The sequence below is a fragment of the Marinobacter sp. genome (assembly GCF_041690615.1).
Lineage (GTDB): Bacteria > Pseudomonadota > Gammaproteobacteria > Pseudomonadales > Oleiphilaceae > Marinobacter.
In genome coordinates this window covers 107,890-132,684 of record NZ_JAWLGY010000002.1, presented here as the reverse complement: position 1 = coordinate 132,684, position 24,795 = coordinate 107,890, and the positions used below count along the sequence as shown (strand labels likewise).

Below are 24,795 nucleotides of genomic sequence, written 5' to 3'. Positions count from 1 at the left end.
ATCAGCCTGCGCCCCTGCTAACAGAGGCCCGCGGCATGCTCAGTGATTACCGGGCTCAGGGCCTTCTTCCGGCTCACCCTTTTCACTTTGAATGCGCTGATAGATTTCCTCACGGTGAACCGCCACTTCCTTCGGGGCGTTAACACCGATACGTACCTGGTTACCTTTCACACCCAGCACGGTTACAGTGACTTCGTCACCGACCATCAGGGTTTCGCCAACACGGCGGGTCAAGATCAACATGTCCTTTACTCCCTATTCCAGAGCTACCTGTTCCGACTTGAACAATTAGTAATAACTTTATAGCGGGATCTACCAAACCAGAAGTCGAATAATCCCTTACAGGCAATCATCAGACGACTATGGGACCGGTTTGGTTCCCGTTTTGTGGCGAGACCCTGGCGGACCGACCTGTTTATCCGCCGTTTCAGGCCTCTGTCTCGGCCTTGTGCAGATCGAAGGCACTGTGAAGCGCCCTGACTGCCAGCTCAAGATACTTTTCATCGATCACCACCGACACCTTGATTTCAGAGGTGGAGATCATCCGGATATTGATACCCTCATTGGACAACGCCTCGAACATGCGCGTTGCCACTCCGGCGTGGGATCGCATGCCCACACCTACAATGCTCACCTTGGCGATCCTGTCGTCCCCGTTCACCTCACGGGCGCCCAACTCACTGGCCAGTTGCTCCAGAATCTCCCGGGTACGCCGGAAATCATTGCGATGCACGGTGAACGTAAAGTCAGTATGGTTATCCGCGCCCACGTTCTGGACAATCATGTCCACTTCGATGTTGGCATCACTTACCGGCTTGAGTATACGAAGGGCAATGCCGGGTGTATCAGGCACACCGGCGATGGTCAGCTTGGCTTCGTCTCGGTTAAATGCAATTCCGGAAACAACCGGTTGTTCCATGGCGCTTTCATCCTCAAAGGTAATCAGGGTGCCCTCGCCTTCCTCAAAGGAGGATAGCACCCGCAACGGAACATTGTACTTGCCGGCGAATTCGACGGCCCGTATCTGGAGAACCTTGGAGCCAAGGCTCGCCATTTCAAGCATTTCTTCAAAAGTAATGCGGTCAAGACGGCGGGCAGAGTCCACCACCCGCGGGTCTGTGGTGTATACCCCGTCTACGTCTGTATAGATCTGACACTCGTCCGCCTTCAGCGCAGCCGCCAGGGCCACGGCGGTGGTATCGGATCCCCCGCGCCCAAGGGTGGTGATATTGCCCTTTTCATCCACACCCTGGAAACCGGCCACAACCACCACACGACCTTTTTCCAGGTCACCGCGCATATTGTGCTCGTCGATTTCCTGAATCCGGGCCTTGGTGTGGGAGCTGTCCGTACGGATACGCACCTGGGCACCGGTATAGGAGCGCGCATCGCAGCCCCGCTTTTGCAGTGCCATGGACAGTAACGCGATGGTCACCTGTTCACCGGTAGAAACGAGCACATCCATCTCCCGGGGAGTCGGCTCTTCCATAATATCTTTTGCCAGGGCGATCAGGCGGTTGGTTTCACCGCTCATGGCGGAAACCACAACCACAACATCATGCCCTTGTTCGCGGAACCGGCAGACCTTGTCCGCAACTGCTTCTATCCGGTCGGTGGAGCCGACGGATGTACCTCCGAATTTCTGAACCAGCAGTGCCATGATCTTCTCGAGTTTCCTGGCGGGGCGTCTTTCTCACCCCGGGGGGATCATCAGTGACCTGCCATCGTGCTCCGGCGACAGGCCTTCCCATAACAGACACCGGGCACCACAAGGGGTGCCCGGCTGAAAAATCGCGGAATTATACCTCTAGTTCATGAGCTGATAACAGTAGCGCAAATGCGATTACTGTATCAGGTTCAACCGACCTGCTCAGCGACCCAGCCAGCCACGCCTTCAAGCGCCGCTGGCAGGGCCGCCACGTCGCTACCACCGCCCTGGGCCATATCCGGACGACCACCGCCCTTGCCATCGACCTGCGCAGCAAGGTGTTTCATCAGGTCTCCGGCCCTGACCCGGCCAGTGGCCGACTTGGTAACGCCCGCGACCAGGGTAATCTTTCCGTCTTCGACACTGGCCAGCACAACCACGCCTTCCCCCAGCTTGTTCTTGAGCTGGTCTGCGGTTTCCATGAGAGACTTGCGATCGGCCCCGTCCAGTTGCGCCGCCACCACCTTGAGTCCCGCCACATCGACGGCAGACCCGGCCAGGTCAGCGCCAGCGGAACTGGCCAGCTTGCCCTTGAGTTGCTCAACTTCCTTTTCAAGCTGGCGACTGCGATCAATCACACCCTGCACTTTATCGACCACGGAATCACGGGTTCCGCGTACCAGTTTCGCGACGCGATCCAGGGTGTTCTCTGTCTCGGTCACCCAGCGCAGGGCCCCAAAACCGGTGACAGCCTCTATCCGCCGCACGCCGGCGGAGATACCGCTCTCGGAAGTGATCCGGAACAGGCCGATATCACCGGTACGGGCCACGTGGGTACCACCGCAAAGCTCCACCGAGTAGTCATCGGAGCCCATGCTGAGCACCCGCACGGTGTCGCCATACTTTTCGCCGAACAGTGCGATGGCGCCTTTTTCCTTAGCGCTGTCCATGTCCATCAGGTCAGTCTGAACCGGGGTGTTGGACAGGATCTGTTCGTTCACCTGACGCTCGATTTCGCGGAGTTGCTCCGGACTGACCGGCTCGAAATGGGAGAAGTCGAACCGCAGCTTGTCCGGATCCACCAGCGAGCCTTTCTGGCTGACATGCTCGCCCAGTACATTGCGCAGGGCGGCGTGCATCAGGTGGGTGGCAGAGTGGTTCTTCTTTGTGTTTTCCCGGCGTTGATGATCTATACGCGCATCAACATCGAGCCCGGCAAAGAACTCGCCTTCCACCACGGTGCCGATATGCAGGTGGTTGTCCCCATCCTTGCGAGTGTCGTTGACCTGGAAGCGACCGCCGCTCCAGGTCAGCAAGCCGGTATCGCCCACCTGGCCGCCGGATTCGGCATAGAACGGCGTACGCTCCAGCACGATCACGGCCTCATCGCCGGCCTCGGCCGCTTTCTCCTCACCACCGACCAGTACGGCTCGGATGGTCTCGTGACCATCGATACGCTCATAACCGGTGAACTCGGTGCTGCCTTCAATGCGAATACCGGCGGCGTTGTAGTCGATACCGAACTTGCTGGCTGCCCGGGCGCGCTCCCGCTGCTGCTCCATGGCCTTCTCGTAGCCCTCATAGTCGAGGGTCAGGCCACGTTCGCGCGCGATATCGTTGGTCAGGTCAACCGGGAAGCCATAGGTGTCATAAAGGGTGAAGATGGTTTCTCCGGGAATCTCGCTGCCCTCAAGGTCAGCGATGTCCTGCTCCAGCAGGCGCAGGCCCTTGTCCAGGGTCTTGGCGAACTGTTCCTCTTCCTGCAACAGTACTTTCTCGATCTGCTTCTGGCTGCTGCGCAGTTGCGGATAGGCCTCGCCCATCAGGGACACCAGCGCGCCCACCAGCTTGTAGAAGAAAGGCTGGGTCGCGCCCAGCTTGTTGCCGTGACGGGCGGCCCGTCGGATGATGCGGCGCAGCACAAAGCCGCGACCCTCGTTGGACGGCATTACGCCATCGGCAATCAGGAAGGCACAGGAGCGGATGTGGTCAGCCACCACCCGCAGGGAAGCTTCAGTGGTGGCAGCGCCGCCCAGTACTTCAGACGCGGATTTCAAAAGGTCCTGGAACAGGTCGATCTCATAGTTGCTGTGAACACCCTGCAGCACCGCAGTAATGCGCTCCAGCCCCATCCCGGTATCCACGGAAGGCTTGGGCAGCGGCAGCATGTCGCCATTCGCCTGGCGGTTGTACTGCATGAAAACCACGTTCCAGATCTCGATATAGCGATCGCCGTCTTCTTCCGGGCTGCCGGGAGGACCTCCGGCCACATCAGGGCCATGGTCGTAGAAGATTTCGGTACAGGGACCGCAGGGACCGGTATCCCCCATCTGCCAGAAGTTGTCCGATGCGTACCGGGCACCCTTGTTGTCACCAATACGGACAATCCGGTCCGCAGGCACACCAATCTCGCTGTTCCAGATATCGTAGGCTTCGTCGTCTTCCGCGTAGACGGTCACCCAGAGCTTGTCCGTGGGCAGGCCGAGCCACTGGTCACCGGTCAGAAAGGTCCACGCGAAATTGATGGCCTCACGCTTGAAATAGTCACCGAAGCTGAAATTGCCCAGCATTTCAAAGAACGTGTGGTGCCGGGCCGTGTAACCGACATTCTCAAGGTCATTGTGCTTGCCGCCGGCACGCACACACTTCTGGGAACTGGTGGCGCGAACATAGTCCCGCTGCTCCCGGCCAAGGAATACATCCTTGAACTGGTTCATGCCCGCATTGGTGAACAGCAGTGTGGGATCATCGTGGGGAACCAGCGAACTGCTCGGTACGATGGTGTGCCCCTGCTGCTCGAAATACTTGAGAAACGCCTGACGCAACTCTGCGGTTTTCATAGACCTTTGATACCTTTCCAGAAACCCGCCGGACAGGCCGGCAGGTCCACGATTGAAGTCGGATACTTACATGCGTGTGCAAATCCGCTACTCTAGCACACGCCGAAAATCAGGAAAAACGTGTAACCCGCCAGGAGACCCCATGCCCCGACGCTTTCATGACGCCGAGGAACTTTTGCCGCCGGCCACCGCGCTGAAACGCGCACTGGCCATTATTTACGACGGGCTGATCAGCATTGCGGTACTGCTGGTCGCTACCTGGATCTATACCATGATTGCGGGCTGGCTGACTGGCTGGGACAAATACGAGCAAATGGCCGAAGCCGGCGAACTGTCCGGCGATCCGGGGCTGACGTTCGCCCTGTTCCTGGTGCTCTACGTGTTCTTTGCCTACTTCTGGACCCGCATCGGCCAGACCCTGGGCATGCAGGTCTGGCGCATCCGCATCGAGAACCTGGACGGCACCTCGGTGAGCTGGACCCAGGCGCTGCTCAGGTATGGCACGGCCGCAGCGGCCATCTTTGTTACCCTGCTGAGCGGCTATTACCTGGGGCCAGTTAGCCTGTTTGTGACAGTGCCGCTGGTCGTTGCCCTTTTCTACCCGATCAATGGCCTCTCGGTGACTGACCGGGTTTCGGGCAGCGTGGTGGTCCAGGTGCCCAAAGAGCTCCGCAAGCAGGCCTGATCCTGGCTGCCTACCCCGCCCGGCGCATCAGCCAGGCCCCGATCATGCCGTTGATGATAATCGGCACCAGGATAGCCAGCACCGGGTTGAAGCCGAAGACCACGCTCATGGGACCCAGCAGGTCCTGCATATACTTGAACAGCAACCCGACGATAAGTCCGGTAAACACCCGGAAGCCCATGGTCACGGAGCGCAGCGGGCCGAAGATGAAGGAGATCGCCACGATCACCATTACGGCCGTACCCACCGGCATCAGCACCTTCTTCCAGAACGCCAGCCAGTACTGAGCAGAGGTCAGCCCCTGCTGGTCCAGGTAACGGGCGTAGGTATACAAACCGGTCAGCGGCAGGTTTTCCGGCTTGACCACCAGAACACTCAGTACGTCCGGGGTCAGTCCGCTTTCCCAACGCTCTTCAGCGCTGACTTCCCGCTCATTGCCATCCCGGGACAGCAGCGTTCTGCGCACGTCCTGTAACAGCCAGTGGTCACCCTGGAACGTTGCACTGCGTGCGAAACTGGCGGACGCCAGCCAGCGGTCCTCATCAAGGCGAAACAGGGCCACGCCCTGAAGGTCACCATCCGGCGTCACAGCGTTCAGGTGAATAAAGGTATCACCTTCCCGGTGCCACACCCCCTCGGCGTTTGCGATGCTGCCATCGCCGCCCCGGGCCACCGCCTTCTGGCTCTGAGCCAGACGCTCGGCGGGGGGCGCCACGTACTCACCAATGACCAGGCCTATCAGCACTACCACCAGCGCCGGTTTCATGGCAGACCAGACGATTCGGCGGATGGAGACCCCCGCCGCCCGGATTACAGTCAGCTCTGACGAACTGGCCATGGCACCCAGGCCCACCAGGCATCCCATAAAGGCGCCCAGTGGCAGGTAGTCGTATATACGCCTGGGCAAGGTCAGCAGCATGTACAGGGCCGCCTCCAGCGCCTGATAGTCCGCCCGCACATCGTCCAGTTCAGCGATATAGCCAAACACCACATCCAGGGATAGCACCACCATCATCACCAGGAATATGGCGCCGCCCACGTTGGCCATGATGTACCGGTCAAGCCTGCGCACGGACACCTCCTTCACGCTGAAGCCGGCGTTTCCGGAACCAGGCCGGGCCGAACTGGAGCCACAGCCCCAGACCAAGGAACAGAAGGTGCACCCAGGTCATCCCGATCCACTCCGGGACAGTGCCCGAGGCCAGGGCGTCCCGTGCCACGATCAGCAGCCCGAGGTACAGGATATAGATCATCATGGCTGGCAGCAGATGGAAGAAACGTCCCTGGCGGGGATTCACCCGGCTGAGACGGACAGCCAGAAGGGTAACCACCGGAACGATCAGCGGCAGCGAGAATCGCCAGTGCAGCAACGCACGCAACTCAGGGTCGTCCGCGCGCATAAGTGCCATTGTGGACATTCCCTCCTCGTCTTCGCTGCCCACCACCGGTGATTCCGCCACTTTCAGACCGTAGGCCTCAAACTCGGTAATGTCGTAGTCCAGTTCGCCAGGCAGGCCCTGAAAGCGTGTGCCCTGTTCCAGAACCAGAAAGCGGCTGCCTGTGTCGTCATCGATAAACTGGGAGCCCTGCTCCGCCACCACCAGGCTCAGGGACTGGTCCTCCTCGGAGTATTCCGCGATAAACACCCTTTGCAGCCTCAGCTTGTCATCACTCAGCGACTCGGTGTAGGTAACACGCCCTCCGGACTCCAGGCTCTGGAAGCGCCCCGGAGCGAGCATCTCGAACTCCGTGGCCTGGCTCTGTTCATCGAAGATGCGCTCCACGTTCTTCATGCCCCAGGGTGTGATCCACAAGCTCATGGCACCCACCAGCAGCATCACCACAAAACCGGCAACCAGCGTGTGCCCCAGCACCTGCCGGTCACTGACACCGCAGGCAAACAGGACCGTCATCTCACTTTCCAGGTACATGCGGCCATAGGCCAGCAGAATCCCGATAAAGAATCCCAGCGGCAGGATCAGCTCCAGAAAACCGGGAAAACGATAGGCCATGATGGCAAAAAGCACATCCCCGGAGAGCTCGCCGGCGGCGGCATCCGCCAGGTACTTGATAAAACGACCGCTCATGAACACCAGCAGCAACACACCGGAAACGGCGAGCATGGTAATCAGGGTCTGGCGGGTCAGATAGCGGAAGATGATACTCAAGAACGGCCTCGTAAAGGGCTGCACGCGCACCGCGCGGGTTCTGGCTGATGCGCGCTATTCTATGGAACCTCGCCTGCAAATGACAGGGTACCGGACAGATTCAGGTGTCTTGCCAGACCCGGTAAAATGCCGCTACACGCTTGATAAATCGGCAGCAGACCCCGATGCTATAGACATTGTTCCAATCCGGTGCCACCGGCACCCACCAATAACACTCAGGAGTTGCCATGAATTTCACGCTCAGCAGCAAAGCCCTCAGCAGTTCCGGAACCGATTGCCTGGTGGTCGCGGTGCCGGAAAAAGGCGACTGGCCGGCCAGCACCAGCCAGGCAGACGAAGCCATGGGCGGACAGCTGAAGGCCCTGCACAAGAACGGCGACCTGACTGGCAAGGCCGGCTCCACTCTCATGATTCCTGTAAGCGATGCCCCCTGGAGCCGTGTACTGGTCGTCGGCACCGGTAACGACAGGGACCGAAAGCCGGCGGATTACCGCAAGGCACTGATTGCGGCCGTGAACGTACTGAAAGACAGCGCTGCGAAGAACGCCGTCATCGCCCTGGCCGACACCAGCCTCAACGGTGATGACGCGGCCACTTCCGAGGCCAGCAAACTCAGCCTGATTGGCCGCACCCTGGAAGAGCAGCTTTATACTTTCACCGAGTTCAAGAGCGAACAGCCCCCCAAACGCAAACTGGCCAAGGTCACCGTTCTTGCCTCCGGTGCCGGCAAGGCCCTCAAGGAAGCCTTCAACCTGGGCCTCGCAACCGGTCGCGGCATGAATTTCACCCGCGACCTGGGCAACACCCCGCCCAACGTCTGTCACCCTACATGGCTGGCTGAACGAGCGCAGCAACTCGCCAAGGACCACGACGTTATCAAGACCGAAGTTCTGGACGAGAAGCAGATGAAGAAGCTGGGCATGAACAGCCTGCTGTCGGTGTCCGCCGGCAGCGCCCAGCCCGCGCGCCTGATCGTGATGGAGTACAAGGGAGGCAAGGCCAAGGACAAGCCTTACGTACTGGTGGGTAAGGGCATCACCTTCGACACCGGCGGCATCAGCCTCAAGCCCGGCGAAGGCATGGATGAGATGAAATACGACATGGGCGGCGCGGCAGCCGTGTTCGGCACCATGCAGGCCATCGCCGAGACAAAGTCGAAAATCAACGTAGTGGCTGTCGTGGCCGCCGCCGAGAACATGCCCAGTGGCACTGCCACCCGCCCGGGCGACATCGTTACCTCCATGTCCGGCCAGACCATTGAAATCCTCAACACAGATGCCGAAGGCCGCCTGGTACTGTGCGACGCCCTCACCTACGTCAAAAAGTACAACCCGGAGGTGGTGGTGGACATGGCCACCCTCACCGGTGCCTGCATCATCGCCCTGGGTCACCACGCCACCGGCCTGCTGTCCAACAACGACGAGCTGGCTGACGAGTTGCTGGCTGCCGGCGAGCGGGCCGGTGACCGGGCCTGGCGCCTGCCCCTGTGGGACGAGTACCAGAGCCAGCTGGACAGCAACTTCGCCGACATGCAGAACATCGGCGGCCGACCGGCAGGCACCATCACCGCCGCCTGCTTCCTGTCCCGGTTTGCGAAGGAATACCGCTGGGCCCACCTGGACATTGCCGGCACCGCCTGGGTTTCCGGCAAGGCGAAGGGCTCTACCGGCCGGCCGGTTCCCCTGCTGGTGGACTACCTGATGTCCCATGCCGGAAAATAACAGCGAGGCTCCCCGCTCCGGCGGGACCTCGGGCACATCCTACTGGTTCCATATCCTGGCCGGCGCCACCCCGGCGGACCGCAACCTCCATGCGATCCGCCTGGTCGACAAGGCCTGGCAACAGGGTGATCGGGTGTGCATCGTCTGCGACCAGCACAACCAGGCTGAAGAACTGGATGATCTGTTGTGGACGTTTACCCCGGATGCGTTCATTCCCCACAGCATCGTTCCGGACGCAACCACCCGGTGTCCGGATCCGGTAGGCATCCTGCTCTGCGAGCCGGCGGCGGATGACTGGGATACGGTAGTGATCCTTTCATCAAAGCTGCCCGCTGACGCCGACCGATTCAAGCGCCTGGCCCTGGTGGCCCATAACGACCCCGAGGTTCTGACTATTGCCCGGTCCCACTTCCGGCAACTGAGAACCTTGGGGATTGAGCCGAAGGTGCATGATCAGCGGAAGAATCGGCGATAGGCTGGCCAAAACCAACCAGGGCAGGCCATCGATACGTAGCCGCGGCAGAACATCAGTCAATCGGTACCCTTACCCAACCCTTTAATCGGGGTTATGCCGAGGTTTGCACCTTAGCTGAGGCAGAGGGGGTGAGGCCATTTTTCAGGACACGCCCGCGAGTACATCCATGTAGGGCTCGACGAGCGCCTTCCCTGGCGCTCGACGGTCCTGAAAAATGACCTCCCACCGCACGCCTGAACTTCAGTGCAGCTCGCCACCCAAACAAACACGCGCTGGATAACCCCAAGGGGCACTCTCACATTCGCTGCATACCCCACGACAATGTATAATCGGGCATTCTCATTTTCCCTTGCGAATCAACCAAACGGTCACCAGCAGAACCCATGGAAAAAACCTACCAGCCAGAAAACATCGAGCGCCAGTGGTACGAAAACTGGGAAGCCAAAGGGTATTTTCGTCCCAGCGGTGAAGGGCAGTCCTACAGCATTGCCATCCCGCCACCCAACGTGACCGGCAGCCTGCATATGGGCCACGCCTTCCAGCACACCATCATGGACACCCTCACCCGCTTCAAACGCATGCAGGGCCGCAATGCCCTATGGACCGTGGGTACCGACCATGCGGGCATTGCCACCCAGATGGTGGTGGAACGCAAACTGGCTAACGAAGAAGGCAAGACCCGCCACGACCTGGGCCGGGAAGAGTTTATCAAGCGCATCTGGGAGTGGAAGGAACAGTCCGGCGGCACCATCACCGGCCAGATGCGCCGGCTGGGCAACTCCGTGGACTGGAGCAACGAACGCTTCACCATGGACGACGGCTTCTACAAGGCCGTACAGGAAGTGTTCATTCGCCTGTTCGATGATGGACTGGTGTACCGTGGCAAGCGACTGGTCAACTGGGATCCGAAGCTGCACACCGCCATCTCCGACCTGGAGGTGGAAAATAAGGAAGAGAAGGGTTACTTCTGGCACCTGCGCTACCCGCTGGCCGATGGCGAGAAAACCAGGGACGGCAAGGACTACCTGGTGGTAGCCACCACACGGCCGGAAACCATGCTGGGGGACACCGCCGTCGCAGTGCACCCGGACGACGAGCGCTACCAGCACCTGGTGGGCAAGCATGTCGTGCTGCCACTGGTGAACCGTCGCATTCCAATCGTGGCCGATCACCACGCCGACCCGGAGAAAGGCTCCGGCTGCGTAAAGATTACCCCGGCCCATGACTTCAACGACTATGCCGTGGGCAAGCGCAACGACCTGCCCATGATCAACGTCATGACCGAGGATGCAAACATCCGGGCGGTGGCGGAAGTGTTCAATGCCGATGGCACCGAGAATACCGACCTGGACGGCACCATGCCGGAGGCCTACGCCGGCCTGACCCGCGAAGAGGCCCGCAAGCGGATCGAAGCGGATATGGACGCCGCCGGACTGCTTCACCAGGTGGAAGACCATGTGTTGAGCGTCCCCCGGGGTGACCGCTCCGGTCTGATCATCGAACCCATGCTGACCGATCAGTGGTTCGTGGACGCCAAGACCCTGGCCAAACCGGCTATCGAAGCCGTGGAAGACGGTCGTATCCAGTTTGTACCCAAGCAGTACGAAAACATGTATTTCGCCTGGATGCGGGACATCCAGGAATGGTGTATTTCCCGCCAACTCTGGTGGGGGCACCGGATTCCGGCCTGGTACGACGCCGACGGCAATATCTACGTGGGCCGGGACGAGGCCGAGGTGCGCCAGAAATACAGCCTGGCGGCGGACCTGGAGCTGCGCCAGGACGAGGACGTGCTGGACACCTGGTTCAGTTCCGCCCTTTGGACTTTCGGCACCCTGGGCTGGCCGGAGATTACCGAGCGGCTGAAGAACTTCCACCCCACCGACGTCCTGGTCACCGGCTTCGACATTATCTTCTTCTGGGTAGCCCGCATGATCATGATGACCATGCACTTCATGAAAAATGAGGACGGCACGCCCCAGGTTCCCTTCAAAACCGTCTACGTCACCGGCCTGATCCGGGACGAGCATGGCGACAAGATGTCCAAGTCCAAGGGCAACGTGATTGACCCCCTGGACATGATCGACGGCATCGAGCTGGACACCCTGCTGGAGAAGCGCACAGGCAACCTGATGCAGCCGAAACTGGCCGAGAAAATCGCCAAACGCACGAAGAAGGAGTTCCCCGAAGGCATCGCCGCCCACGGCACCGACGCCCTGCGCTTCACCCTGGCGGCCATGGCCACCACCGGCCGTGATATCAACTGGGACATGAAGCGCCTGGAAGGCTACCGTAACTTCTGCAACAAGCTGTGGAATGCTGCCCGCTACGTGCTGATGAATACCGAGGGCGAAGATTGCGGCGTCAACGACGAGCCGGTGGAACTGTCCCTGGCAGACCGCTGGATTATCAGCGAGCTGCAGCATTGCGAAAGCGAGGTGGTACGCCACCTGGACCAGTACCGCTTTGACCTGGCGGCCTACGCCCTCTACGAGTTTATCTGGAACGAGTATTGCGACTGGTACCTGGAGCTGTCCAAGCCGGTGCTGAATGACGACAGTGCCAGCATCGAGGCCAAACGGGGGACCCGCCGTACGCTGGTCCGGGTACTGGAGGCAGTGCTGCGCCTGGCGCATCCCATGATGCCGTTTATTACCGAGGAAATCTGGCAGCGCATCGCGCCCCTGGCCGGCAAGAGTGGTGACAGCATCATGCTGCAGCCCTTCCCGGAGCCGGATACCAGCAAGCAGGATGCAGACGTGGCCAGGGACATCGAGTGGCTCAAGGGCGTTATCGTGGCGGTTCGTAACATTCGCGGCGAGATGAATATCTCACCGGCGAAGCAGATTCCGGTTTTGCTCCGGGGCAATGAGGGCGAAGACCAGCGTCGAATGGACCAGAACCGCCAGTTCCTGATGTCCCTGGCCAAACTGGAAAAGCTGGAATGGTTTGAGGGCGACAAGGCTCCCATGTCGGCCACCCAGCTGGTGGGCGAGATGGAAGTGCTGGTCCCCATGGCCGGCCTGATCGACAAGGCCGCCGAGCTCAAGCGACTGGACAAGGAGCTGGAACGACTGGACAAGGAAATCGGCCGACTGGAAGGCAAGCTGGGCAACGAGAAATTCACCGCCAAGGCCCCCACCGAGGTGGTGGAAAAAGAGAAGGAAAAGCTCCGGGATGCCCAGGGCAGCCAGAAGCGCCTGAGCGAGCAGCGCGCCGAAATCGAGGCCATGTAAGTGAGTTCCCAGCGGTCTGCCAGGCCGTCAGTGTCCGGCTCTGAAGGTGGGGGTATTGCCATCCTCGGGGCCGGTGCACTGGGGCGACTGTGGGCCGCGTGCCTGCCACCGGCTGCCGCCGGCTTTGTGCCCAGGAATCCCTCCGCACTGTCCTCGTTCCGGCTCCACTATCACTTTCAGGACAGTTCAGGCCGGCAGCACACCGTTACCCGCCCCTGGCTGACCACCCTGGCTGACGCTGAGCTTTTGCTGGTGACCACCAAGGCGGGGGATACCCTCGAGGCTCTCAACCAGATTATCGGGCGTATTCCTGAATCTTGCCCGATCGTGCTTTTCCAGAATGGCCTTGGCAGCCAACAGGCTGTCGCGGCGCGATGGCCAGCACGACCGGTACTGGCTGCCAGCACCACCGAAGCCGCCAATCGCCCGGAGCCTGACCAGGTTGTGCACGCCGCTCGCGGGCATACCTGGATCGGGGCGCTGACGGAACCAGCCACAGGTCTCGTCCCCAACATCATTCGCCAGCTGTCACCGTCGGGGCTTGATGTACGGGGGGAAGACCGCATTCTCGAGCGTTTGTGGGGCAAACTTGCCATCAACGCCGGCATCAACCCCTTCACCGCCCTGCTGGACTGCCCCAACGGCGAGATCCTGGAATCCCCGCTGTTTCTCGACTCTATCCAGGCCCTGTGCGAAGAACTGGCAAACCTGATTGCCGCGGAAGGCCTGCCGCCCCATTCACCCCGGGAACTCCGGGACGATATTGAACGGGTTGCCCGGAACACCGCGAGCAATACCTCGTCCATGCGGGGTGATGTGCAGAACGGCCGCGCCACCGAGATCGACTTCATTAACGGCTACGTTGCCAACCGGTCCCGGGAACTGGGCCTGAGCGCGCCGGTGAACCAGATGCTGACGGAACGAGTAAAACAGCTGGTACCTCACCCTTCCCATTGACCGAGCCGGAGAGATCCCTCATGGGTAACCGACTTTCGAAAATCTACACACGTACCGGCGACGACGGCTCCACGGGCCTGGCCGACGGCAACCGCATCGCCAAGAACGCCCGCCGGGTGGAAGCTATGGGCACTGCCGATGAGCTTAACTGCCATATCGGCGTGCTGATAGAGCAACTCCCGGACGAGACGGAAATCGCCTCTGCCATGGGACGAATCCAGCACCATCTGTTTGACCTGGGGGGCGAGTTTGCCATTCCGGGAAGCAACGTGATCAACGAGCAGCACATTCAGTGGCTGGAGGAAACCCTGGATCAGTTCAACGCCGATCTGCCGCCCCTGAAGAACTTCATCCTGCCTGGTGGCACTCCGGCGGCCGCCCAGTGCCACCTGGCCCGGGCCGTTTGCCGCCGGGCAGAGCGAGTGGTCGTGGCGCTGGGTCAGGAAGACTCCATCAATCCGGACTCCCGCCATTACCTCAACCGGCTGTCAGACCTGCTGTTCGTGGTAGCCCGGGTGTTAGCCCGCCGTAACGGCGGCCAGGAAGTGCTATGGGAGCAGAACCGCTCGACGATCTGAGCCGCAGGCCCCGCGAACGTTCAAGATTCGTTTCGCCGGGGCCGCTGAGAGCCTCACCCCGTCAATAGCTGCCGGAAGTACGCCCAGTCAAAGGCGGGGCCCGGGTCGGTCTTACGGCCCGGGGCTATGTCGCTGTGCCCGGTGATCCTGTCTTCGGTAATGGCAGGCCAGGCGGACTGGATTTGACGGGTTACCGCCGCCAGCTTCCGGTACTGGGCCTCTGTATAGGGAATCTCGTCCGCTCCTTCCAGCTCGATACCAATCGCGTAATCATTGCACTCCTCCCGGCCGCAGAAAACGGAACGTCCGGCGTGCCACGCCCGGTCCTGGAAGCGGACAAACTGCAGCAACTCCCCGTCCCGGCGGACTAACAGGTGTGACGAAACGGTCATGCTGCCGATTTCCCGGAAGTACGGGTGTGCCGAGATATCCAGGCGGTTACAGAAGAAATCCTCGATCCATGGCCCACCAAACTGTTCCGGGGGCAAGCTGATGTTATGGATTACCAGCAGCGAGATGTCGTTCTCATCCGGTCGAGGGCCGAAATTGGGGGACGGGCACCAGCGCGCGGCGGGCAAGCGACCGGTTCGTCTCAGGGGTGATTGATGGTGAAAGCGTTCAGATTCAGGCACAACATTCCTGCGGGCGACATGGGGTTGTGCCGAATTGAACCACAATGACGCTGACAGGACCAGCTGACGGCCAGGGCACTGCCAGGCCGTCAATGGGTTGCAGCCTCTCAGTCCCGGCGGTTGTGGCGCAGATTGTCGATGATGGATTCCAGGGCCCGGTCAAAAATGAGACCGTCATCCAGCATCACCACCCGCCCTTCTGACAGCGCACGGGCCAGTTCACTCTGCTGGTATTCCGCCACCTTGGCGCCATTGCGGTTCACAAAGATGTACTTGCCAGTCGCCCGGATAATAGCCGCCAGCTTGCATCGCAGGCGTCCGCTATCCCGGGGCATTTCCACCCAGCATCCCACCCGCAGGCCGGCAGCCTGCTCCATCCAGTCGCTGCCAATTTCCGGCTCCTGCGCCGGTGCCGGTTCAGTCACTTCAGTCCCGGCAGGCCTTTCCGGTTCACTGGCCCGCTGTCGCGCTTCAGTGGACGCCATATCCGGTCCGGCCTCCACAGTCGGCACACTCAGGGGAGCCCCCATCTCCGGCTTGTCCTTCACAGGCTCAGCCGGCGCCTCTGCCGGGGCCGCCTCCAGCTCTTCGATACCCGGGGCCGCCAGCTCGTCGGCCGGGCCGGCAGGCAGTTCATTCTCCACAGCCTTCTGGGTACGGCGGGCGACCAGCCCCTGAAGCACATCCACGTGGGCCAGCTCCAGATCACGGATTGCTGCGTCAATAGCAAACGGGTCCCAGGAAATCTCGTGCAGGCCACTGCGAAGTGCATCGGTTATACCGGGAATGGCCTTGAGCAGTTCGTCCCGGGTAGTCTCATCGACCGGCTCCGGGTCAAGGCTCCAGGCCAGCCGGCCAGTGAGTTCCGTGGCCGCCTGCCAGGCGTGCGAGTCTTCCCCTTCCCGCAGGAAGACCCATTCAAGGTATTTGCGCCAGGGTTCATTGACCAGCGCCAGGGTCTTCTCCCGAAGTTCCCTGCCCTCCAGAAGGCCATCCAGCAGAGTGCGCACACGGTCCCGGGCCAGCTCATGCCGGGCACGGCCTTCTTCCGCATCCCGCAGGCGCTGTTCGACCAGCTCCCGGCGGCGGCGATCCAGGTCCATGAAATGCTGAAAATCCTTCAGCAACTCATCAAACAGCTCGACATTGTCGGTAAATTCATTCAGCAGCCGCTCGACCACCCACTCAACCTTCTCCCGTAGCGGGTCTCGCTGACTGTCACTGCGGGGGGTCCAGCCGATGCCGGCCATGGCCAGCTCATTCAGCAGCTTGCGGGCCGGGTGGCCACCACGGTTGAAGAAGCTGCGATCCAGCAGTGCCACCTTGAGTACCGGTATCTGCAGACGGCCGATCAGCATTTTCATGACCGGTGGCAGCTGTCGGTCGTCCAGAATGAATTCGAACAGCATTGCGACCAGATTGATGACATCACCATCCACCTGGTTCACCGGCAGGCGCTGGTCCGGCCCCTGGTTCAGCACCCGGCTGAGCAGAACAGACAGGGGCAGCACCTGACCGTTCTCGCTGGTCATGGTGGAGTTCTGCAGCCCCCCGAGCCTTTGCATGAGATCGCCGGTGGCAAGTTCCGGGGACATACCGGTATGTCCTGGCCCGGCCGCCGTGCCACCACCAACACCGTCACTGCGGTGCAGCAGCTCGGTTAGCTCGGAAAAGGTCACGCCGGACTGTGCTTCGGAAGTTTCACCACTCGCTGTCCGGGTCCCGGTGGCCGTGGTGGCCGGGGGAACCGGCCGGCTCGCAGTGCTCCGGCCCGGCTGCCCCCCACGGGGCGCATGCTTGAGGTCAGGCAATACGCCTTCGGCGATCAGCAGCCGGTTGGCCTCCTGGTAAAGCGGTACCAGCCGGTCCACCAGCAGACGGTCAAACAGCTTGATCACAACAAGCCGCGCACGGATATCGATATCCAGGTCTTCACTGGCAAGGCCCAGGCCGGTACAGATGACTTCCGGGCTCAGGGGCATCTGACGTTCCGCCAGCTCCCGGTGGCCGGAAAGGTGGGCAATACGGGTTCCCAGCAGCCTTACCGGCTCGGCGTAACGACTGGACAGTTTGGTGATCAGGCTGTCGATCGCCACCCGCTTTTCCAGTTCACTGTCATCCACCAGTGACAGGCTGTCCTGGTCCACTTCCTCCATGCCCCGGCTGCGGGGCATGGGGTCAAACTGGCCAATTTCGTTGAATGCCCGGGTAACCCAGGCCAGCATGGTGCTGGCCATGGTCTTGCGGCGCAGGCGCAGCTCCCGCATCGCGTCGAAATAGGCAATCTGGTCCTGATTGGAGCCCGCCCGGTCGGCCATACCAAACAGCACGTCATCCGCGCTGTCAAAGAAATCCGACAGGATGCTGGCCAGGGATCTGGCAGAGGCGTCCCTCAGGCGAATGAGGGCGGCGGGTAACTGCAACTCCACGCGCGGTCCCTGCGCTTCTCTGAGATTCACTACCTTTCGTTCCTGCGCCATGACTTCAGGCCCCGTTTAACATTTATTAACAGTCATTGGCTATCATAGGCTCTTGCTCCGTCAATATGTGTCAGTTTTTGTCACCAATTGTGAACCGTGGAACCGCATCACATTTCCGGCAGGCTCAGCGCCCTGTTGTGCATCCCGGGTGATCTGCCTGGTCGCTTTTCGACACAGACTGACGTAAAACGTCACCTCGCGATCAATGACCGGTAGTGGCGCAGCAGAAATCCTGCCAGGCGGGTTCCGGTATTTTCAGCAGCGGCCCCGTGCCGATACAATCACCGGCCTGACCCATACTGACCGGAAGAACCGTCCATGAGCCCGCTGTCCGCTGAAATGAATGAACTGTTACGTCAATCCCGAATAGAGTCCGTCGCTACCAGCCTGCGGGAAGATATCGGCAGCGGGGATATTACCGCCGCCCTGATTCCCTCCGGTCGAAGGGGCGAGGCCCGGGTGATCACCCGGGTTCCTGCCGTCATTGCCGGACAGGCGTGGGTCGACGAAGTCTTCCGGCAGGTCGACCCCCAGGTGAAGGTGCGGTGGGAAACCAGCGATGGTGAACAGGCAAAGGCAGGCCAGGTGCTGTTCACCTGCGACGGTCCGGCAAGAAGTCTGCTGACGGCAGAGCGGGCTGCCCTCAACTGGCTGCAGACCCTGTCCGGCGTAGCCACCCGCTGTCGCAAGTTTGCGGACCAGGTGGCTCACACCGGCGTCCAGCTGCTGGACACCCGCAAGACACTGCCGGGATTACGTCTGGCGGAGAAGTACGCAGTCACCTGCGGTGGCTGCTATAACCACCGTATCGGGTTGTGGGATGCCTTCCTGATCAAGGAAAACCACATCGCGGCCTGCGGCTCCATTGCCGCCGCTGTCAGCCAGGCCCGGCAGATTGCCCCGGGGCGCCCCGTGGAGGTGGAAACGGAAAACATGAACGAACTGCAACAGGCAATGGACGCTGGAGCCGATATCATCATGCTCGACGAGTTCAGCCTGGACGACATGGCCGCGGCGGTCCGGCAGGTGGCAGGGAGCTGTCGCCTGGAGGCCTCCGGCGGAGTCAACGAGGACACTCTGGTGGCCATTGCCGAAACCGGGGTTGATTACATTTCGATCGGCACATTGACCAAGGACGTGCAGGCCATCGACCTTTCCATGCGGCTGCACGTGGATAACACCCCCGCCCCGGGCTGACCTTTTCACCACAGGGACGACCGGGCCGGCAAACGAACGCCCGATACAGGTAGGGATACGTGGAAAAACCGAGCAGTACCGAAACCCGTGAGCGCTGGCTGGCAATCCTGGCGGACAGCCTGGCCAGCCTGGTGATCCTGGCGCTGGCGCTGAGTCCGCTGTTGTTGCTGACGGCGCCCGAAGTGCCCATTGGCCATGAATCCATGATCGCCTTTTTCGGTTCGGCCGGGCCAGCCATGCTGGTTCTTGCCGGCACCTTTGTCTACGTGCGCGACCTGCTGAGGGAACGCCGGCGCATTGAGTCCCGCCTGGAAGACGTAGTGGAAGAACGCACCCGGGAGCTGCAGGCCATCAACCAGGAGCTCAGGGACGAGGTCTTTGTACGGCAACAGGCGGAACGCTCGTTTCGGCGTTCATCCCGTCATTTCCGTGCCCTTTTTGATACCGCTGCCTCGCCGATCATCCTGATCGACTCGTCTTTCCGCATCCGTCAGTGGAACGCCGCCGCCGAGGCGCTGTTTGGATACAGCCGGGACGAGGCCGTGGGGCGCAACCTGGTGGAGACCTTCATTCCCGAGGTATACCGGGATGAAATGAGCTGGAAAATTCTCAAGACACTTGGCGCCGGCCAGCTTCAGGAAACCCTTGAGACTGGCATCCAGGGTTATGACGGCACCGACCACATCGTGCTCTGGAATCTTAACCTGCTGCAGGATGAGGAAGATGAGCAGAGCCAGCTGATCCTGATCGGTCAGAACATCTCGGAAATCCGGCGCACCCAGGACCAGCTCCATTACCTGGCCCACTTCGATGTGCTGACCGATACGGCCAACCGGCGCCTGTTCGAGGACCGTTGCCGCCGTGCTCTGGCCAGCGCCAGCCGACATGGACACCACTGCGCCCTGATTGCGCTGGACGTGGACCATTTCAAGCGCATCAACGACACCCTGGGACACGACGCCGGTGACGCCCTGCTCAAAACCCTTTCCCAGCGGCTGAAAGACAGCGTTCGTGAAGAGGACACCATTGCCCGCCTGGGCGGTGACGAGTTCGCCGTACTGCTCCACCACGTCAGTGGCGCCGAAGGCTGTGAAAAGGTGGCACGGGGCATCCTGGAAGCACTTACCGAGCCGGTCTCCGTGCCCGGCAGCGAACTGGTCATCACGTCCAGTATCGGCATAGCACTCGCCCCGGACGATGGCAGCCGTTACGAGCAACTGCTCAAGAACGCGGATATGGCCATGTACCGGGCCAAGAAGGCCGGACGCAACAATATCCAGTTTTTCAGCGAGGACATGAACCAGGAAATGCAGCGACTGATGACCCTGGAGCAGGAGCTACGTGCAGGCATTCACGCCGGAGAACTACAGCTGTATTACCAGCCGGTGCTGGACGCACGCACGGGCCAGGTGGTGGCGCTGGAAACCCTGCTGCGCTGGAATCATCCACGGCGCGGTTTACTGACGCCGGCGGACTTCCTGGAGGTCGCGGAACAAAGCGGACAGCTCCATGCCATCGGCCAGTGGATCTGCAGTAACGCCTGCCTGCAGGCCCGGGCCATCCAGACCATGAGCGGGACCCCGGTTCGCATCAGCATCAACCTGTCGTCACGGCAGTACAATCACCCCGGCCTGGCAGAAGAGTTGCGCCAGACCATCGCCGAAACCCGGCTGGATCCGTCCTTGCTGATGGTGGAAATTGACGAACGGATTCTGGCCGAGCGGGTGGAGGAAACTGCGGCGGTACTTCAGCGCCTGAAGAATATTGGCATCGGGCTGACCCTGGACCGGTTCGGCAGCGGGCTTTCTTCCCTCACCCTGTTACGGGAACTACCCTTTGACCAGGTAAAGATTGACCCGCCCCTGCTGCAGCGGGCCCCGGCGGACGAGAACACCGCCGCCATCACCCACACCCTGATCAGCCTGGCGCGTCAGCTGAACCTGAAGGTGGCTGCCGCCGGGGTTGAAAGTGAGGAGCAGGACCGGTTTCTGCGGCAATCCGGATGCCACCTGTTGCAGGGGCATCGCTTCTGCCCGCCGGTGTCTTCGGATGAACTGGCGGAACTGTTCGCGGACCTGCGTGAAGGACGTGAGCTGCTGCCGGCACTGCCGGCGCACGGAGGCGCTATCAGGAACCGCTGATCAGGCGGTCAATAGCTTCCAGCTCCCGGACCAGCCGTTCACCGGACTCCGGGCGAGCGCGGAAGTATTCTTCCGCCATGGGCGCAATACCGGAGACATCGGGCAAGCCGTGCCCCTGCTCCACGATCACCTTCATCCGTGCCAGGAACACGAACTGCAGCCATTCGGTAAAGGCAAGGGTATCAATGCAGAAGGGCTGGGTACTGGCGAGGGCCTCGTCTGATGGCGGCTCGCTGGACCAGACCTCTATACGGCGCATTTCTGCCTCGATACTCAGCAGGCGGTCCGCCACATCGCTGAAAATATCCGGTGATGCACACATCGGGCTCAGGCTCCTCCAGACTGTACGAAAACGTCGGCAAGGCCGGGAGTCTACCACCCCATCGCCGACTTGACGAAGGGGATCGTCAGACGCCGCTGGGCCTGAAGCGAATTCTCGTCCAGCTGGTCCAGGATGGCCAGCAGCACACCCAGCCGGCGGGACGCCCGACGCAGAATAAAGCCGGCCACCTCGTCACTGAGCACCAGTCCCCGCTGCTCTGCCCGCAGCTGCAGGATGGTAATGCGGTCGTCGTCCCGGTAGGTGCCCAGCTGGACCAGCAACCCCTCCTGGAAGCGGGAGCGCAGATCCGCCAGTACAAAGGACTGGTTCGCCGGGGTATCGTCCAGTGTCAGCATGACCTGATGCCCCAGGTCCCGGGCGCGGTTATACAGGTGAAACAAGGCCTCTTCCCAGTGCGGCTTACCGAGCACCCGGTGCACATCGTCCAGTGCGATCAGGTCCATTACCTCGACACCGCTCAGCGCCTCCGGTCCCAGCGCTTCAAGTTCGGCCAGGCTGAAACAGACCGCACTCAGCCCACGTTGCTCGTACTCGTGGCAGGCCGCCTGCAACAGGTGACTCTTGCCGGTATCCTCGGCGCCGCAGAGAACCACCAGCGGGTGGCCGGAATCTCCGCAGGCATTACGCACCATCCCGGCTGCTGCCGCATTGCGGGAACCGTGGAAATTGGCCCAGCGGGCGTCATCACGCAGACGTACCCCGAGAGTCAACTGAGTGCCACTCATGACGTTCTCCCCCGCAGGGCACGAATCCCCCAGACGGTCACATAATGGCCACCGCTGAGCAGGGCCATCACCGTCACCGTCCAGAGCGCCAGGGTGTTGGTCAGGGCCGGCAGCTCAAAGCCGGCCTGATTCGCCATAACGGCAACGGCGGCCAGAATCTGGACCAGGGTATTGAGTTTGCCAAAGGCGCTTGGCTCGACCTCGAATCGCCCGATAAAACGATGAAACAACAGACCGCCCGTTACGATGACCAGGTCCCGTCCCAGCACTAGCAGAAACAGCCAGAGAGGGAATACTCCGGTCACCGACAGCATCAGGTAAGTGGTGACCAGCAGGAGCTTGTCCGCCAGCGGGTCCAGGATCGCGCCTAGCCGGCTTTTCCATCCGAAAAACCTCGCCAGGAAGCCGTCGAGGCCATCGGTCGCTGCGGCGACCACAAAGAGCACCAGCGCTTCACGATAGAGACCGATGGCCAGCGCCCAGGCAAAGGGGATCACCAGAAGCACCCGTATAAACGACAATCCGTTGGGTATCCATCGCCAGAGCTGCACGGTCGCGTTCCTTCTGCCAGGGCCTGTCAGCCGCCTTCGTCACCCGACGGGGGCACAACCGCCTGCTGTTGCCAGCGATAATACAGAGTCTGCTGCAGGTTCCGGAAATCGTTGTCCTCACCGGCTTCGCGGTCGGCCTGCTGACCATCCTGAGCACGGAAGCGTTGCTCAAGCGCAATATTCTGCCGGAGCTGGGACAGCTCTCCCTCGTATTCCACTTCAAACACAATATGGTCAGGCGTCACCGCCACCGCTCCTACCGATTTTACCGGATTGAGCTGAGCCAGCGCGCGCTTGGCCGCGGCGTAGGCACCGGGAGAATCCACGCCATCCAGTTGCAGCCTCACCCTCGGGCCGGACTCGATTGCTCCGCCGCTGACACCGTAGCGGCCGGCCAGGTCGGATGCCCAGTTATCGACCATCTCCTCGACGAGGGTTTGCGGTGTTTCAGCAGTAACCGACCGGGACTGCTCAATACCGGCGCCTTCGTAGAGCCAGCTGGCCTGCCAGCCGCTACCAAGACGGCTGATGCGCACAACCGCCAGCAGGTCGTGCTCCAGGCCAGAGGAGGCCCGGGATACCTGACCCATGAACTGCCCCCACACCTCCGACAGGAGGCGGCGATCTCCGGCCCGGTCCGCCGGGGGCAGTGCCAGGGGAATGCCCCGGGCGTCGGCTTCGTCAATCAGCAATGCCGACCAGCCCTGCTCCGATGACTCCCCGGTCTCTGCCAGCAGGCCCCGGTCACCACCATCCTGTACAGCGACCCAGGCCAGCGTCAGCGGCCGGTTCATACCCCAGACACGAGCTCCGGCGTCCGCCAGCGCCCGGTTAACCCCGCTACGGGAAAACTGCAGCCTGAGTTCCCGGGAGTCATCCCCGCTGGTGCGCAGCTGCCGGCCATCCACAAGGGAACCGGCATCTTCCAGCACGGTGGCAACCTCGTCCTGGTTCACCACCGAACGGTCACCGGAGACTTTTACCAGCACACGGGCAAGCCCCTGCCGGTAGCCCTCCGCCAACTCTTCATCACTCCCACCGGAAACCGGTACCGTCGCCCGGTAAAGATCATCAACGACCACACCGTAGGCCGGGGTCAGGGGGAGCAGCGAGAGCGCGAGCACCACCAGGGCCAGTATCATTGTCAGACCAACGTCGCTTCGGGTTTGTACAGCCATGATTATTCCACTGTTTCTGCAGGCCGCCCTAGGATACACGATGGTCCTGACGGTGAGTAGCAACCGGACCACACCAGGGCCGGACATGAAACACATTTGGAGCCCCCACCGGCAACTGGTAAAATCCCGCGCTTCTGTCATACCAACCGTACCCACCAACATGGCTGACCCCGACATGAGTGATAAAAAGCCCTCCCTCACCTATCGCGACGCAGGCGTGGACATTGACGCCGGTAATGAGCTGGTGAATCGTATCAAGGATACTGCCCGGCGCACCCGGCGGCCTGAAGTGCTTGGCGGGCTGGGAGGCTTCGGCGCCATGGTGTCACTGCCCACCGGCTACCGGGAACCGGTGCTGGTATCCGGCACCGACGGGGTGGGCACCAAGCTGCGACTGGCCATGCAACTGCAACAGCACGACACCATCGGTATCGACCTGGTGGCCATGTGCGTCAATGACCTGGTGGTGGGCGGTGCTGAACCGCTGTTCTTCCTCGACTACTACGCCACGGGCAAACTCAACGTGGACGTGGCTGCCAACGTGGTGGAAGGTATCGGCAAGGGCTGTGAGCTGGCCGGCTGCGCCCTGGTGGGAGGCGAGACGGCAGAAATGCCGGGCATGTACGAAGGTGATGACTACGACCTGGCCGGCTTCTGTGTGGGCGTGGTGGAGCGGGACCAGGCCATTGACGGAAGTCGTGTCCAGCCTGGCGATGCCCTGATTGCGCTGGCCTCCTCCGGCCCCCACTCCAACGGCTATTCCCTGATCCGCAAGATTCTGGAAGTATCCGGTGCCGACCTCAGCGAGCCGGTAGGAGACGCCACGCTGGCAGAGGGTCTGATGGCGCCCACCAGAATCTACGTCAAGAACCTTCTGCAACTGGTTAAAACGGTTGACATCAGGGCCATGTCCCATATTACCGGCGGCGGCCTTCCCGAGAATATCCCCCGGGTGTTACCGGATGGCACCCGTGCCGCCATCGACACCACAAGCTGGGAGCTGCCGGCTATTTTCCAGTGGCTCAAGGATCAGGGCGGCGTCGCCGACGAAGAGATGTACCGCACTTTCAACTGCGGCGTTGGCATGATCGTCTGCGTACCGGCGGACCAGAAGGAACTGGCCCTCGACACCCTCAGTGCCATGGGTGAGGTGGCCTGGGAGATTGGTGCCATCGAGGGCCAGGACGATCCTGCCGCATCACCGGACGTGCGTTACGCACCGGGGCTGATCCGGGGATGA

General features: G+C 61.3%; 20 protein-coding genes. 9 read left to right on the top strand and 11 right to left on the bottom strand.

Going from position 1 to position 24,795, the window contains the following annotated elements; translation table 11 throughout:
• Positions 1-39 precede the first annotated feature (39 nt).
• The 3 genes from csrA to alaS form a co-directional block, all read right to left on the bottom strand.
• Positions 40-243 carry a carbon storage regulator CsrA gene (csrA, locus tag ACESMZ_RS02250; protein ID WP_372956881.1) on the bottom strand — a complete coding sequence of 68 codons (204 nt, stop codon included), beginning with the start codon at positions 241-243 and terminating at the stop codon, positions 40-42.
• A gap of 184 nt (positions 244-427) precedes the next feature.
• On the bottom strand, positions 428-1,660 hold the full coding sequence (locus ACESMZ_RS02245; RefSeq protein ID WP_372972137.1) for an aspartate kinase: 1,233 nt from the start codon (positions 1,658-1,660) through the stop codon (positions 428-430).
• 197 nt (positions 1,661-1,857) lie between these two features.
• On the bottom strand, positions 1,858-4,488 hold the full coding sequence (gene alaS / locus ACESMZ_RS02240) for an alanine--tRNA ligase (RefSeq protein WP_372972136.1): 2,631 nt from the start codon (positions 4,486-4,488) through the stop codon (positions 1,858-1,860).
• A 142-nt stretch (positions 4,489-4,630) separates the two neighbouring features.
• On the opposite strand from alaS, the gene ACESMZ_RS02235 reads away from it, so the two are divergent.
• Positions 4,631-5,173 (top strand): RDD family protein, encoded by a 543-nt coding sequence (locus tag ACESMZ_RS02235; protein WP_372972135.1) that lies wholly within the window; start codon positions 4,631-4,633, stop codon positions 5,171-5,173.
• 10 nt (positions 5,174-5,183) lie between these two features.
• Here ACESMZ_RS02235 and lptG read toward each other — a convergent pair whose 3' ends face one another.
• On the bottom strand, positions 5,184-6,245 hold the full coding sequence (lptG, locus tag ACESMZ_RS02230; RefSeq protein ID WP_372956466.1) for an LPS export ABC transporter permease LptG: 1,062 nt from the start codon (positions 6,243-6,245) through the stop codon (positions 5,184-5,186).
• Positions 6,232-7,341, bottom strand: coding sequence for an LPS export ABC transporter permease LptF (lptF, locus tag ACESMZ_RS02225; RefSeq protein ID WP_372972134.1), 1,110 nt, complete (start codon positions 7,339-7,341; stop codon positions 6,232-6,234). The genes lptG and lptF overlap by 14 nt, the downstream gene beginning before the upstream one ends.
• 227 nt (positions 7,342-7,568) lie before the next feature.
• On the opposite strand from lptF, the gene ACESMZ_RS02220 reads away from it, so the two are divergent.
• From ACESMZ_RS02220 to ACESMZ_RS02200, 5 genes are all read left to right on the top strand, one after another.
• Positions 7,569-9,062, top strand: a complete 1,494-nt coding sequence (locus ACESMZ_RS02220; protein ID WP_372956464.1) for a leucyl aminopeptidase — start codon at positions 7,569-7,571, stop codon at positions 9,060-9,062.
• The gene (locus tag ACESMZ_RS02215) at positions 9,049-9,537 is read left to right on the top strand and encodes a DNA polymerase III subunit chi (protein WP_372956463.1); all 489 of its coding nucleotides are present in this window, start codon (positions 9,049-9,051) and stop codon (positions 9,535-9,537) included. The genes ACESMZ_RS02220 and ACESMZ_RS02215 overlap by 14 nt, the downstream gene beginning before the upstream one ends.
• Before the next feature lie 383 nt (positions 9,538-9,920).
• A complete protein-coding gene (locus ACESMZ_RS02210) occupies positions 9,921-12,773 on the top strand; it encodes a valine--tRNA ligase (RefSeq protein WP_372956462.1) in 2,853 nt (950 codons plus the stop codon).
• A complete protein-coding gene (locus ACESMZ_RS02205) occupies positions 12,774-13,730 on the top strand; it encodes a ketopantoate reductase family protein (protein WP_372972133.1) in 957 nt (318 codons plus the stop codon). It abuts the gene before it with no gap.
• A gap of 20 nt (positions 13,731-13,750) precedes the next feature.
• Entirely contained in the window at positions 13,751-14,308 is a 558-nt protein-coding gene (locus ACESMZ_RS02200) for a cob(I)yrinic acid a,c-diamide adenosyltransferase (protein WP_372956460.1), read from the top strand.
• 53 nt (positions 14,309-14,361) lie between these two features.
• Here the strand turns inward: ACESMZ_RS02200 and ampD are convergent, their stop codons facing one another.
• Both ampD and ACESMZ_RS02190 read right to left on the bottom strand, forming a co-directional pair.
• Positions 14,362-14,940, bottom strand: coding sequence for a 1,6-anhydro-N-acetylmuramyl-L-alanine amidase AmpD (gene ampD / locus ACESMZ_RS02195; protein ID WP_372956459.1), 579 nt, complete (start codon positions 14,938-14,940; stop codon positions 14,362-14,364).
• 107 nt (positions 14,941-15,047) lie between these two features.
• Entirely contained in the window at positions 15,048-17,399 is a 2,352-nt protein-coding gene (locus ACESMZ_RS02190) for a DUF1631 domain-containing protein (protein WP_372972132.1), read from the bottom strand.
• Between the two features lie 339 nt (positions 17,400-17,738).
• Between ACESMZ_RS02190 and nadC the strand changes: the two genes are divergently transcribed.
• Both nadC and ACESMZ_RS02180 read left to right on the top strand, forming a co-directional pair.
• The gene (gene nadC / locus ACESMZ_RS02185) at positions 17,739-18,617 is read left to right on the top strand and encodes a carboxylating nicotinate-nucleotide diphosphorylase (protein ID WP_372956457.1); all 879 of its coding nucleotides are present in this window, start codon (positions 17,739-17,741) and stop codon (positions 18,615-18,617) included.
• A gap of 59 nt (positions 18,618-18,676) precedes the next feature.
• Entirely contained in the window at positions 18,677-20,758 is a 2,082-nt protein-coding gene (locus tag ACESMZ_RS02180; RefSeq protein ID WP_372956456.1) for a putative bifunctional diguanylate cyclase/phosphodiesterase, read from the top strand.
• On the opposite strand, the gene ACESMZ_RS02175 is transcribed toward ACESMZ_RS02180, so the two are convergent.
• The 4 genes from ACESMZ_RS02175 to ACESMZ_RS02160 are packed head-to-tail and all read right to left on the bottom strand — an operon-like array spanning position 20,745 to position 23,555.
• A complete protein-coding gene (locus tag ACESMZ_RS02175; protein WP_372956455.1) occupies positions 20,745-21,080 on the bottom strand; it encodes a YqcC family protein in 336 nt (111 codons plus the stop codon). The genes ACESMZ_RS02180 and ACESMZ_RS02175 overlap by 14 nt on opposite strands.
• Before the next feature lie 50 nt (positions 21,081-21,130).
• Positions 21,131-21,826 carry a DnaA regulatory inactivator Hda gene (hda, locus tag ACESMZ_RS02170; protein ID WP_372956454.1) on the bottom strand — a complete coding sequence of 232 codons (696 nt, stop codon included), beginning with the start codon at positions 21,824-21,826 and terminating at the stop codon, positions 21,131-21,133.
• On the bottom strand, positions 21,823-22,377 hold the full coding sequence (locus ACESMZ_RS02165) for a CDP-alcohol phosphatidyltransferase family protein (protein ID WP_372956453.1): 555 nt from the start codon (positions 22,375-22,377) through the stop codon (positions 21,823-21,825). Before ACESMZ_RS02165 ends, hda begins: the two co-directional genes overlap by 4 nt.
• A gap of 26 nt (positions 22,378-22,403) precedes the next feature.
• Positions 22,404-23,555 (bottom strand): DUF2066 domain-containing protein, encoded by a 1,152-nt coding sequence (locus tag ACESMZ_RS02160; RefSeq protein WP_372972131.1) that lies wholly within the window; start codon positions 23,553-23,555, stop codon positions 22,404-22,406.
• A 175-nt stretch (positions 23,556-23,730) separates the two neighbouring features.
• Here ACESMZ_RS02160 and purM point away from each other — a divergent pair, with 175 nt between their 5' ends.
• Positions 23,731-24,795: a phosphoribosylformylglycinamidine cyclo-ligase gene (purM, locus tag ACESMZ_RS02155; RefSeq protein WP_372956477.1), complete on the top strand. Its 1,065-nt coding sequence runs from the start codon at positions 23,731-23,733 to the stop codon at positions 24,793-24,795.

Excerpts from the sequence above, each read along its gene's own strand:
- ACESMZ_RS02175 (WP_372956455.1), bottom strand. The coding sequence starts at position 21,080 with ATGTGTGCATCACCGGATATTTTCAGCGATGTGGCGGACCGCCTGCTG.
- csrA (WP_372956881.1), bottom strand. The coding sequence starts at position 243 with ATGTTGATCTTGACCCGCCGTGTTGGCGAAACCCTGATGGTCGGTGAC.
- nadC (WP_372956457.1), top strand. The coding sequence starts at position 17,739 with ATGAGCCCGCTGTCCGCTGAAATGAATGAACTGTTACGTCAATCCCGA.
- ACESMZ_RS02160 (WP_372972131.1), bottom strand. The coding sequence starts at position 23,555 with ATGGCTGTACAAACCCGAAGCGACGTTGGTCTGACAATGATACTGGCC.
- hda (WP_372956454.1), bottom strand. The coding sequence starts at position 21,826 with ATGAGTGGCACTCAGTTGACTCTCGGGGTACGTCTGCGTGATGACGCC.
- ACESMZ_RS02210 (WP_372956462.1), top strand. The coding sequence starts at position 9,921 with ATGGAAAAAACCTACCAGCCAGAAAACATCGAGCGCCAGTGGTACGAA.
- ACESMZ_RS02215 (WP_372956463.1), top strand. The coding sequence starts at position 9,049 with ATGCCGGAAAATAACAGCGAGGCTCCCCGCTCCGGCGGGACCTCGGGC.
- ACESMZ_RS02200 (WP_372956460.1), top strand. The coding sequence starts at position 13,751 with ATGGGTAACCGACTTTCGAAAATCTACACACGTACCGGCGACGACGGC.
- ACESMZ_RS02245 (WP_372972137.1), bottom strand. The coding sequence starts at position 1,660 with ATGGCACTGCTGGTTCAGAAATTCGGAGGTACATCCGTCGGCTCCACC.
- alaS (WP_372972136.1), bottom strand. The coding sequence starts at position 4,488 with ATGAAAACCGCAGAGTTGCGTCAGGCGTTTCTCAAGTATTTCGAGCAG.
- ACESMZ_RS02220 (WP_372956464.1), top strand. The coding sequence starts at position 7,569 with ATGAATTTCACGCTCAGCAGCAAAGCCCTCAGCAGTTCCGGAACCGAT.
- ACESMZ_RS02235 (WP_372972135.1), top strand. The coding sequence starts at position 4,631 with ATGCCCCGACGCTTTCATGACGCCGAGGAACTTTTGCCGCCGGCCACC.
- purM (WP_372956477.1), top strand. The coding sequence starts at position 23,731 with ATGAGTGATAAAAAGCCCTCCCTCACCTATCGCGACGCAGGCGTGGAC.